9 protein-coding genes are annotated in these 11,430 nt (G+C 60.8%); 7 read left to right on the forward strand and 2 right to left on the reverse strand.

The window, feature by feature from the left end; all coding sequences use genetic code 11:
• The first annotated feature begins 46 nt into the window (after positions 1–46).
• Both IB264_RS05055 and IB264_RS05060 read left to right on the forward strand, forming a co-directional pair.
• Entirely contained in the window at positions 47–835 is a 789-nt protein-coding gene (locus IB264_RS05055; RefSeq protein WP_025426514.1) for an arginyltransferase, read from the forward strand.
• Positions 836–838: 3 nt separating this feature from the next.
• Complete coding sequence (locus tag IB264_RS05060) at positions 839–1,735, forward strand: DMT family transporter (protein WP_025426513.1); 897 nt, start codon at positions 839–841, stop codon at positions 1,733–1,735.
• A 50-nt stretch (positions 1,736–1,785) separates the two neighbouring features.
• Here IB264_RS05060 and IB264_RS05065 read toward each other — a convergent pair whose 3' ends face one another.
• Together IB264_RS05065 and parC are read right to left on the reverse strand one after the other, a co-directional pair.
• Positions 1,786–2,115 carry a helix-turn-helix domain-containing protein gene (locus IB264_RS05065; RefSeq protein ID WP_371412276.1) on the reverse strand — a complete coding sequence of 110 codons (330 nt, stop codon included), beginning with the start codon at positions 2,113–2,115 and terminating at the stop codon, positions 1,786–1,788.
• 145 nt (positions 2,116–2,260) lie between these two features.
• Positions 2,261–4,537 carry a DNA topoisomerase IV subunit A gene (gene parC, locus IB264_RS05070; protein ID WP_025426511.1) on the reverse strand — a complete coding sequence of 759 codons (2,277 nt, stop codon included), beginning with the start codon at positions 4,535–4,537 and terminating at the stop codon, positions 2,261–2,263.
• 451 nt (positions 4,538–4,988) lie between these two features.
• Between parC and IB264_RS05075 the strand changes: the two genes are divergently transcribed.
• The 5 genes from IB264_RS05075 (at position 4,989) to groL (ending at position 11,270) form a co-directional block, all read left to right on the forward strand.
• Positions 4,989–6,182, forward strand: a complete 1,194-nt coding sequence (locus IB264_RS05075) for a hypothetical protein (protein WP_025426510.1) — start codon at positions 4,989–4,991, stop codon at positions 6,180–6,182.
• Between the two features lie 526 nt (positions 6,183–6,708).
• The gene (locus tag IB264_RS05080; protein WP_025426509.1) at positions 6,709–8,139 is read left to right on the forward strand and encodes a cytochrome P450; all 1,431 of its coding nucleotides are present in this window, start codon (positions 6,709–6,711) and stop codon (positions 8,137–8,139) included.
• Positions 8,129–9,136 carry a lysophospholipid acyltransferase family protein gene (locus tag IB264_RS05085; RefSeq protein WP_025426508.1) on the forward strand — a complete coding sequence of 336 codons (1,008 nt, stop codon included), beginning with the start codon at positions 8,129–8,131 and terminating at the stop codon, positions 9,134–9,136. Before IB264_RS05080 ends, IB264_RS05085 begins: the two co-directional genes overlap by 11 nt.
• 171 nt (positions 9,137–9,307) lie before the next feature.
• Positions 9,308–9,526 (forward strand): hypothetical protein, encoded by a 219-nt coding sequence (locus tag IB264_RS05090; RefSeq protein ID WP_025426507.1) that lies wholly within the window; start codon positions 9,308–9,310, stop codon positions 9,524–9,526.
• A gap of 115 nt (positions 9,527–9,641) precedes the next feature.
• Positions 9,642–11,270, forward strand: a complete 1,629-nt coding sequence (groL, locus tag IB264_RS05095) for a chaperonin GroEL (protein ID WP_025426506.1) — start codon at positions 9,642–9,644, stop codon at positions 11,268–11,270.
• The last annotated feature ends 160 nt before the right edge of the window (positions 11,271–11,430 follow it).

Below are 11,430 nucleotides of genomic sequence, written 5' to 3' on the forward strand. Positions count from 1 at the left end.
ATGCTACTGTCATGAACAACCGCGCGAAGAGTGACCGCCGCACTCGATGAACACACAGACCACACCGTCTCCGCAATTCTATCTCACTGCACCGGCAGCCTGCCCTTATCTGCCGAATGAGATGGAGCGAAAGGTGTTTACCCACATGGTGGGCGAGCGCGCACCGGAGCTCAACGACCTCCTGACCCAGGGCGGCTTCCGCCGCTCGCAGAACATCGCCTATCGGCCCGCCTGCGAAACCTGTCGCGCCTGCATTTCCGTTCGAATTCTCGCCAACGAATTTTCGCCGAGCCGGTCGATGCGCCGCGTGCTCGCGACCAACAGCGACGTGATCTCATCGGAATATCCGGCCGAGCCGTCGAGCGAACAGTACAACCTCTTCCGCCGCTATCTCGACCGACGACACCAGAAGGGTGGCATGTCCGACATGTCGGTTCTCGACTATGCGATGATGGTCGAAGACACCCATGTGCACACCAAGATCATCGAGTATCGCTTAAGGACCGAAGGCGACGGCATCAGCGAGAGAGCGCGCGGACCGCTGATCGCGACAGCGCTGACCGACCGCATGGGTGACGGGCTTTCGATGGTCTATTCCTTCTTCGACCCTGCGCATGAGGAGCGCTCGCTCGGCACCTTCATGATTCTCGATCATATCCGGCGCGCCAAGGAGCGCGGCCTCCCGCATGTCTATCTCGGCTATTGGGTCAAGGGGTCGCGCAAGATGGGATACAAGACGAAATTTTTGCCGCAGGAGCATCTTATGCCGCGCGGCTGGGAGCGCTACGATGGTCCTGACGCTCCTTCAGAAATGCCCTCGACGGAAACGGATTGAAAATTGAACCCTTCCACTGATGCCGCGCTGCACCGGCGCGGACTTGCGATCACCGGCCTTGGCGGCCTTGCTCTCTCCTTCGACATTCCGCTCATCCGATCCGCCGGCGGCGAGGTCTGGTCGCTGCTCGCGGTGCGCAGCCTTTCGACTTTCTTCATCGGCCTCCTGGCATGGTTCGTGCTCAATCGGCTGCTTCGCCGCAAGATCTCACTCATTCCGGGCAAGACCGGGCTGGTCGTCGGTCTGTTTTACGGCATCAACTCGTGCACGTTCCTGCTGGCCGTCTTCAACACGTCAACGGCAAACGTCGTCTTCATTCTTGCCTTCACGTCGATGTTCGCGGCACTGCTTTCCTGGATCTTCCTGAAGGAACGCCCTTCCAACGCAACGCTCGTGACGATGGCAGCCATGGTGATCGGCGTGGGGCTGATCGTGCAGGACGGGCTTGAAAGTGGCCATATCTTCGGCGACGCGATGGCGGCAAGTTCCGCCTTCCTGCTCGCCAGCGCCATCACCATCAGCCGGGCAAGCGGCCGCGACATGGCTTTGGTGCCGCTGGTGACCGCCATCTTTCCGGCCGCAGTCGCGCTTCTGCTCTTGCCTGCCGGCGGCTTCGCGATCGCGGCTCCGCAATACATCCTGTTCAACGGCCTGGTGATGATCCCGCTTGCCTTCTTCTGTCTGGCAACAGGGCCGCGGTTCCTGTCGGCACCGGAAGTGGGTATGTTCTATCTGCTCGAAACCATCCTGGCACCGATCTGGGTCTGGCTTGTCTTCGCCGAAAGCCCGACGACGCAGACGCTTGCCGGCGGCGCCGTCCTTATCCTTGCGCTTATCGGCCACTCTCTCTGGCAGATGCGCAGCCGCCCCGTCCGCGCGGCTCTGCCCTGCCCCGAATAGGTAGCGGCCGTCCGCAAGGCGGCGAAATAACGATTGTCAGCGAAGGTTCGTCAGGCTGACGTTCTACCGCCCTCCAAAGAGTACGCCACTTGGCTGTGCATCGACCAAAGCGCACGGTTCATGTCGATCCAGGCGGCAGCGACATCAAGAGGTGCGGGATTGCCGCACACGGCCTCGCCATCACGGGCAGGTAGACGCGAAACCAGGCTGGCTTCCTCAAGGATGCGCAGGTGCTGCTCGAGTGCATCCGGCGTCACGGCGACGGCGGCGGCCACCTCGACAACCCGCGTTTCTCCGCCGAGCAATATCTCGAATATCCGCCGGCGAACCGGATTCGCGAGTGCGAGCAGAATGTCGTCAAGGGCAGCAGAATTTGGCATGGTCTTCATCCTGTTGGACGATTATTGATCCACGACCGCACGTTGCTTTCAAGCGCCGAAAACGGGGCATTCTACTAAATTTCAGATTGCTTTAGAAGCAGATGGGTATCGGCCTGCGCAGCCAAGCCGCGCAGGCAGCGATGGATCAGCCGCTGAACTTGCCGCTGCGCGGGAAGCCCTTGGGCACGACGCGACCGGCAGAGGCGCGATCGGCCAGCCACTCAATCAGTTCGTCCTTGCCCTTGGTGAAGACGCGGCCGGCGCTGTCTTCCCAGACGAGGCCGTCTGCGATTGCAAAGCAGCGGATATCGGAGATGCCGCCATCCTTGTAGCGCTGCAGCCGGACGCCCTTGCCCCGCGCCATTTCCGGAATCTGCGCCAGCGGGAAAACGAGCATCTTGCGGTTTTCGCCGACAACGGCGACATGGTCGCCCTTGACGGAAACAACCAACTTCGCCTCATCGTTGTTGGCGACATTCATCACCTGCTTGCCCTTGCGGGTATTGGCGACGATATCGCTTTCCGTCACGACAAAGCCGTTACCGGCAACAGAGGCCACGATGAGCTTTCTCGCCGGGTCGTGCACGAATGCCGTCAGCACGTCCTGGTCATTTTCCATATCGACGATGATGCGCAAGGGTTCGCCATGACCGCGACCGCCGGGCAGCTTGTCGCCGCCGAGCGTATAAACCTTGCCGCCCGTGGTGAAGACGAGGATCTTGTCGGTCGTCTGCGCTGGGAACGCCACCTTGAGCGCATCCCCCTCCTTGAATTGCAACGTCGAGGTATCGGAGATGTGGCCCTTCAGCGCCCTGATCCAGCCCTTTTCAGAGATGACGACGGTGATCGGTTCCTTCTCGATCATCGCCTGCTGGATGGCTTCGATGTCGGCGTCCGGCGCATCCGCAAAGGTGCTGCGCCGCTTGCCGATCTCGGTCGCCTTGGCAAACTTTTTCTTCACCTCGCCGATTTCCCAGGCGACAGTCTGCCACTGCTTCTCCTCGGAAGCGAGCAGCGCCTCGATCTCGGCCTTTTCGTTCGACAACGCGTCGAACTCCGTGCGAATCTCGAATTCTTCCAGCTTGCGCAAAGAGCGCAGCCGCATGTTGAGGATCGACTCGGCCTGGAGGTCGGTGAGCGAAAACCGCTCCATCATCACGGCCTTCGGCTCATCCTCCTCGCGGATGATGCGAATAACCTCGTCGATATTGAGATAGGCGACGAGATAACCGCCAAGAATCTCGAGGCGCCGCTCGATCGCAGCCAGGCGGTGGCGCGAACGACGCTGCAGGACGTCGCGGCGGTGAGCAAGCCACTCCGTCAACACTTCGTTGAGCGCCATGACGCGCGGCACGCGTCCCATCGACAGCACGTTCATGTTGAGCGGGATGCGGCTTTCAAGCTCTGTCAGCTTGAAGAGCGATTCCATCAGGATGCCGGCATCGACGGAACGGCTCTTCGGCACCAGCACAATGCGGATATCTTCCGCCGATTCGTCCCGGATATCCTCCAGCAGCGGCAGTTTGCGCGCAACGAGCAGTTCGGCGATCTTCTCGATCAGCCGCGACTTCTGGACCTGATAGGGGATCTCGGTGATGACGATCTGGTAGCCGCCGCGACCGAGCTCTTCCGAAACCCAGCGCGCCCGCACGCGAAAGCCACCGCGACCGGTGCGATAGGACTCCGCCATGCTCGCACGGCTTTCGACGATGATGCCGCCGGTCGGGAAATCCGGCCCTTCGATCCCGCCCCGCTGCGGATTGGCAGGATCGTAGAGCAGATCCTCGACGGTCGCCTCGGGATGGCGGATCAGATGCAGCGCTGCGTCGCACAGTTCATGGGCGTTGTGCGGCGGGATCGATGTCGCCATGCCGACGGCAATGCCGGTCGCACCATTGGCAAGCAGGTTCGGGAAGGCGCCGGGAAGCACCGCCGGCTCCTGGTCTTCCTCGTTGTAGGTGGGACGAAAATCCACCGCGTCCTGATCGATGCCCTCAAGCAGAAGCGAGGCGACGTCGGTCATCTTCGCTTCGGTGTAACGCATGGCAGCGGCGTTATCGCCGTCGATATTGCCGAAGTTGCCCTGCCCGTCCACCAGCGGATACCGGATCGCGAATTCCTGGGACAGGCGCACCAGTGCGTCGTAGATCGAGGCGTCGCCATGGGGGTGGAACTTACCCATGACGTCGCCGACGATGCGGGCGCATTTCTTGAACGAGGTGTTCGGCCTGAGCCCCATCTCGCTCATGGCATGAACGATGCGTCGATGCACCGGCTTCAAGCCGTCGCGGACATCAGGAAGCGCGCGATGCATGATGGTCGACAAGGCATAGGCGAGGTAACGCTCTTCCAGCGCCGCCTTCAGGTCAACCGGCTGAATATGATCATCCCCGCCAGACGGGGGAGTAAGGCTTTGTCCCATATGTTCTTGCTAGCGCAACAAACCCGGAACATCAAGGATTTCAGGGGATCGCGCTGTGGAGAACCACAAGTCGCCGCCGGCGCGCTATTGAACGGCGCAGACCGGGCGCTGCAATGTTCATGCAACGCTTAGACGGTTATGCCATGGATGAGCGATCGCCACCAGTAACGCCCTGGAAAGCATCCGGGCGCGGAAGCTGTGTGATTTCATCAAGCGAATATAATTTCGCCCTGTTTCGTATTAGGTTCGGCTGCTGTTGATTTGGATGATTTGCGAGGGGGACATTGCGGGACGCGAACTGAGGGGAGATGGAGCCATAGGCACGGCATATTTCGTCGGCCGACACGGCTGTCCACCTCAGTTGACGCAGCTTGCCGATATGAACCAGATTAGCGACACCGCTTCTTCAACACAGCTAAACAATCAAATATTTTCACGAAGGAACTCCACAATGATGCATACGCGCAAGATCCGCCTGATGATGGCCAGCGCCGCACTCCTGACCCTGACCGGCCCGGCCTTCGCGCTTGATGGTGCGGACATGATGAAGAAGCTCGATGCGGCGACGAACTCGAACGGCACCACGCTCACCTTCGACAAGGCCGAAGTCAGCGGCGACACCGTCACGGCCTCGGGCGTCCAGGTCAAACTCGCGGGCCAGCCCGGCGACGCGCTGAAGATCGGCGACATCACTTTTGAAGGCGTCGAAGAAACCGAAGGCGGCGGCTACTATGCCGAGACCGTCTCCTTCCCCGACGTCAATGTCACGCAGGACGCGGGCAGCTTCGCCGTCAAGGATATTCTCGTTTCGGGTCTGTCGATCCCCGCCAACCCGGCCGGCGGCACGATCAACGATATCCTGCTCTACGAGAGCGCCAGCACCGGCCCGATCACGGTCAGCGCCAAAGGCAAGGAAGTTTTCTCGCTCGAAAGCAGCGAAGCAAACCTCGCCCGCCAGGAAAACGATGCCGGCTTTGACTTCGACGCAACGGCTGCCGGCCTCAAGGCCGACCTTTCCGAAGTCGAAGACCCCAAGACCAAGGACGCCATCGAGAAGCTCGGCCTGACCAAGCTTGATGGCGCCGTGACCATGAAGGGCAGCTGGGAAATCGAAAGCGGCAACGTCGCGCTGGAAGAATATGCCTTCGACTTCAAGAATGTCGGGCGGCTGAACCTCGCCGTCGACATCTCGGGCTACACGCTTGCCTTCATGAAGTCGCTCCAGGAAGCCATGAAGACCGCAGAAGCCAACCCGAACAAGGAAGAGGCCAATCAGGCCATGGGCCTTGCTATGATGGGGCTGATGCAGCAGTTGACCTTCAACAGCGCCGAGGTCCGCTTCGACGACGCCTCCATCACCAAGAAGGCGCTCGACTATGCGGGTTCGCAGCAGGGCGTTACCGGCGATCAGCTGGCCCAATCGCTGAAGGGCCTCGTTCCATTGATGATGGCGCAGCTCAACGTGCCGGAACTGCAGAATCAGGTATCGTCCGCGGTCAACACCTATCTCGACGGCCCGAAGAGCCTGACGATCACCGCCGCACCGGAAAAGCCGGTGCCGTTCCCCATGATCATGGGTGCGGCAGTGGGCGCGCCGAACACCATCCCTTCGGTGCTGGGCGTCAAGGTGACGGCGAACGATTGATCGCTAAAGTCATAGTCTGACAATCGCCGCCGGCGACTTCGCAAGACACTGTTGTCATCGAAGTCGCCGGCGTTTTAGCATCGGCGCCCGGTGCCGGCGCTGCCGGTTAAACGGACGATCAAGCCGGCCGGCGCGTACTGGAATAGCTGTTGCCCCGCGCTTTTCGGTTGAAAACCCGCATTTCCGTGCGCCGTTTTATTTCGCCTGCCTTGCTTCCCCATGTCCGCGCAGCCACTATTACTGGCGCGCCTCTCGCGGGCGACTGCATCTTTTTTCAGCATGACTTGCAAGCGTAAGACCTGAATGGCGCTTTGCCTGACACCTCTTTCTGCGCGACTTTTTCGACCGCATACCGATACCGACAGCCAAACAAATCCACGCTGACGACTTCGATCCAAGGAAGAACAGCTAAGAATACAAGCGGCGGATTTCCTGTTTGGAGAGCCGTTTTCTTGCGAACAACCAGCTGAACTGAACGCCGAACGCAGAAGTAATCATCTCTCTTTTTTCGACAGATCGGACGTCAATGGCTGGGTGGTTCCATCAACCGGTAAAGTTCAGGGAAGAGCTGTCGGAAGAAAAATTTGAGCCTGCGCGCGCCGAATATTATGCAGGCCCACCAGGCAAGCCCCTCAGACTTCTGCTTCAGGCGAGAACAGATTTCCTATCCATCTGGCGAAACAACGACTTTACCGAGAAGGTTTCCCAGATCCGGCTGATCGGCCGGCAGGTCATTCTGGTCAACTCGCCCGACCTCATCCGTCAGGTCGTCGTCAAGCGTCATGAGAACTTCGAGCGCAAGAGCCCGCAGATGCGCCGGGCGCTCGAGTTCCTTTTGGGCGACGGCCTCTTCATCTCGGACGGCGAAACCTGGAAACAGCGGCGTCCCCTGGTCGCCGACATCGTGCATGCCAAAAGAGTGCCGGCCTTCGGTCCGGTGATGGAGCGCACGACCACCGAATTGGTCGAGCGCTGGAACGGGATGCCGGACGGCACGCAAGTCAACGCCCTGCACGAAATGGCTGGACTGACCGCCGAAATCATTGCCCGCAGCGTTTTTGGAAACCAGCTCGGCGACGACAGTGCTGCGGCGGTCACCGACAGCTTCACGAGCTACCAATCGCTGGTCGATTCGATCAACCTCGGCTACTTCCTCGGTTTCGACGACGGGCTACCGATCTTGCGAACGCCGACGCTTCGCCGCTCGGTCAAGCGTATCCATCAGATCATCGACAAGGTGGTCGAGGATCACCTGGAAGGTCGCGGCGATCACAATTCGATGGTTGAGCTGCTGATCCGTCGACAACAACGAAACCCGGAGTTGAAACTCGACCTGGTTGCCCTGCGCAACGAAGCGGCGACCATCTTCATGGCGGGCCATGAAACGACAGCCGCCACGCTGACCTGGGCCTGGTATCTGCTGTCTCGCGCCAAATGGGTGGAAAAGGCGCTCCATGAAGAGATTGGCCGTGTCTGCGGCGATCGCGTTCCGACGATCGACGACGTACCGCAACTCGAATGGTGCAAGGCCATCATTGAAGAGACCCTTCGCCTCTATCCGCCCGTCCCCATTCTCGCGCGCCAAACGCGCCAAGCCGAAATGATCGGCGATATCGCCGCTGAACGCGGATCGCTCGTTCTGATCGTCCCGTGGCTTCTCCACCGAACGGAAAGCCTGTTTGAGGACCCGCACCATTTCCGCCCGGACCGCTTCATGGGCGGACGTCGCCCGACGCCCTATAGTTACATTCCGTTTGCAAGCGGACCACGCGTGTGCCCGGGCTTGCATTTCGGCCTGACCGAAGCAATCCTGTGCCTGGCGATCATTGCACAGCAGTTCCGGGTGACCGTCGTCGACGGCCACAAGGTCGAGCCCATCTGCCGCCTGACGCTGCGGCCAAAGGGCGGGCTTCCGGTGACCCTTCATCGACGGCAGAAAGCATCCCATGACCACTGAAGAGCCGAGCCAGGCCGAAAGAATCGCCAAGCGAAAGGCGTGGACATTCGCCAGCGAAGGGCGGCCCTCCTTTGTGGATGCCCTTTCCGGCCGCGAAGGCTTCCGCGCCTTCTGGCGCTATTGGGTGACGGACAATCTCTGGAACCTCGCGCACCTCTCCGGGCATTTCGGGATGAAACTCCTGCCGATGGACGCCTGCTCCAACCTTGGTGCAGCCCTTGGTCTGTTTGCCGTGCCGCGTTTCCACAAGGTGGCATCACGGCGTGCGCAAGAAACGATCCGCGCACTGCGACCCGATCTCAACGAGGCCGAGCAGGCGGCGCTCTTTCGCGAGAACTGCCGGGCACAGGGTCGGCTGATGACCGAATTCTCCGTCGTGAACCGGTTGCAAAACAACCGTGACCGCCTGACATTGCACGGCCTCGACATTATCGGCGAAGCGGCCAAGGCCGGCCCGGTCATCATCGTCGGTATGCATCTTGGCAACTGGGAAGTTGGTCCGACTGTACTGCAGAGCATCAATGTCCACCCCCATGCCTTCTACCTCCCGCCCAAGGGCCGCGCCAAAGCCTGGATCGCCGAGCGCGTCCGCAGCAAGGCGGGCTTGCGGTTCCTGCCGCCGGGCGCCGAGGGCATTCGGCCGGCGATCAAGATCCTGAAGAATGGCGGCGTCGTCAGCACGTTCTGCGACGAAGGTTTTGGCGGCTTCATTCGCGGACCATTCTTCGACCGCAAGCCGCATCTCGAAGGAAACTTTGCCATTGCCATTCGTCTGGCACGCATGACCGGCGCCACCATTTGCCCGTGGTACAATCTGCGCACCGAGGGTTTCCGCTTCGAATGCCGCGCGCTGGCGCCTATCCGGCTCCCGCCCGAAGAGCGCCCCGGGGCACGCCAGCTTGACGATATCCTGATGCTGAACAACGCCATCGAGCCGGTTATCCGGGCAAATCTCGACCAGTGGTACTTTCTCGACAATTCGCTCCGACCGGAGTGACCCGAACCGGGCCATGGCAAGTATAGCGACTTCCGCCGGGCTTTTTCGCGCGCGTGCGTTCCATGTTATGATCGTATCTGCTTGATGCCCGCGAGCAGTCGCCTATCTACATCTGTCTGAAGACAAGACTCCATCCCGCATTCCTGACCGATCACACGGAAGGAGAACGCCATGGGACTGAAACACGCGGATATCACCGCCATTCTTGGCCCGGTCGACGAAACGCTGATGGCAGAGCTGCTGGCTACCGGGGCCAGTGCGGCCGAACTCGCCGAAGCGATCGCCTGGGTCAACAACGACGAAGCGCTGATCGGCGAAGGACGACATCTGCCGGCCGGGCGCGTTGCGGCTTTGATCGACATCCTGACGCCGGATGACGGCGAGGAATGAACTTTGGGGCGCTGAGGAGACGCCCGACGAGGCAGATGTAATGACCAAGACGTCAGGAGCCATCTCGTGATGGCTGGCCACGTGACTGCGAGTTTCGTGTTGAGGGAGGCCGACTATGACAGCCAAGGAAGTCAAGTTCAGTAGCGATGCCCGCGATCGCATGCTGCGCGGTGTCGATATTCTTGCCAATGCCGTGAAAGTGACGCTCGGGCCAAAGGGACGAAATGTCGTCATCGAAAAGTCCTTTGGCGCCCCGCGCATCACCAAGGACGGCGTGTCCGTCGCCAAGGAGATCGAGCTCGAAGACAAGTTCGAGAACATGGGCGCGCAAATGCTGCGCATGGTGGCGTCACGCACCAGCGATGTTGCCGGCGATGGGACAACGACGGCAACCGTGCTCGCGCAGGCGATCGTGAAAGAAGGCGTCAAGGCGATTGCCTCCGGCATGAACCCCATGGACCTCAAGCGCGGCATAGATCTCGCCGTCGACGCCATCGTCGCCGAACTTAAGGTCCGCGCCCGCAAGATCGCCAATAATGAGGAGATCGCCCAGGTCGGCACCATCTCCGCCAACGGCGATACGGAGATCGGCCGATATCTCGCCGAGGCGATGGCCAAAGTCGGCAACGAAGGCGTGATCACCGTTGAGGAAGCCAAGACCGCCGAGATCGAACTCGAAGTCGTAGAGGGCATGCAATTCGACCGGGGCTACCTTTCGCCCTACTTCATCACCGACCAGGAGAAGATGCGGGTCGAGTTCGAAGATCCCTACATCCTCATCCACGAAAAGAAGCTCTCCAACCTGCAGGCGATGATCCCGATCCTCGAATCGGTCATCCAGGCGAGCCGCCCGCTGCTCATTATCGCCGAAGACGTCGAAGGCGAGGCATTGGCGACGCTGGTCGTCAACAAGCTGCGTGGCGGGCTCAAGATCGCCGCCGTCAAGGCACCGGGTTTCGGCGACCGGCGCAAGGCGATCCTTGAGGATATCGCGGTGCTGACGGGCGGGACGGTGGTTTCCGACGACGTCGGCATCAAGCTTGAGAATGTCACGCTGGAAACGCTCGGCCGCGCCAAACGCGTGATGATCGAGAAGGAAAACACCACCATCGTCGATGGCGCCGGCACCAAGGCCGACATCGGTGGCCGCATCAGCCAGCTCAAGGCGCAGATCGAGGAGAGTACCTCCGACTACGACCGGGAGAAGCTGCAGGAACGGCTTGCTAAGCTCTCGGGCGGTGTTGCCGTGATCCGCGTCGGCGGCTCGACCGAGGTCGAAGTGAAGGAAAAGAAGGACCGTGTCGATGACGCGCTGCATGCGACGCGCGCGGCCGTCGAGGAAGGCATCTTGCCGGGCGGCGGCGTCGCCCTGCTTCGGGTCGTCAACGCGCTCGACAATATCAAGACTGCCAATGCGGAACAGCGCGTCGGCGTCGAGATCGTCAGGCGTGCAATCGAGACGCCCGTGCGCCAGATTGCCGAGAATGCCGGCGCCGAAGGCTCTATCATCGTCGGCAAGCTGCGTGAGAAAACCGATTTCGCTTACGGCTGGAATGCTCAGACCGGCGAATACGGCGATCTGTTCAAAATGGGCGTCATCGATCCGGCCAAGGTCGTGCGCGCCGCTCTGCAGGACGCAGCGTCAGTCGCCGGGCTCCTGGTCACAACCGAGGCGATGATCGCCGAAAAGCCGAAAAAGGATGGCGTCGCGCAACTGCCGGGCGGACCCGGAATGGATTTCTAGGATCAACGGGCTAGCGCCATCGGCTGCGAGTTGGCGTGGGTCAGACCGAGGAATCGGACGGCACCGAGTTCACCCGGGGCGTTCGCGACGCGCTCTATGCCCAGCCGTAAGCCCTTGGATTGCCGAAATGAAAAAACCCGGCAGCGAGCGCTGCCGGGTC

This window comes from Ensifer sp. ENS11 (assembly GCF_014851895.1).
Classification (GTDB): Bacteria; Pseudomonadota; Alphaproteobacteria; order Rhizobiales; family Rhizobiaceae; genus Ensifer; species Ensifer canadensis.

Bases quoted from the DNA above. Each gene is read 5' to 3' on its own strand.
- IB264_RS05055 (WP_025426514.1), top strand. From the start codon at position 47: ATGAACACACAGACCACACCGTCTCCGCAATTCTATCTCACTGCACCG.
- IB264_RS05065 (WP_371412276.1), bottom strand. From the start codon at position 2,115: ATGCCAAATTCTGCTGCCCTTGACGACATTCTGCTCGCACTCGCGAAT.
- parC (WP_025426511.1), bottom strand. From the start codon at position 4,537: ATGGGACAAAGCCTTACTCCCCCGTCTGGCGGGGATGATCATATTCAG.
- IB264_RS05075 (WP_025426510.1), top strand. From the start codon at position 4,989: ATGATGCATACGCGCAAGATCCGCCTGATGATGGCCAGCGCCGCACTC.
- IB264_RS05080 (WP_025426509.1), top strand. From the start codon at position 6,709: ATGGCTGGGTGGTTCCATCAACCGGTAAAGTTCAGGGAAGAGCTGTCG.
- IB264_RS05085 (WP_025426508.1), top strand. From the start codon at position 8,129: ATGACCACTGAAGAGCCGAGCCAGGCCGAAAGAATCGCCAAGCGAAAG.
- IB264_RS05090 (WP_025426507.1), top strand. From the start codon at position 9,308: ATGGGACTGAAACACGCGGATATCACCGCCATTCTTGGCCCGGTCGAC.
- groL (WP_025426506.1), top strand. From the start codon at position 9,642: ATGACAGCCAAGGAAGTCAAGTTCAGTAGCGATGCCCGCGATCGCATG.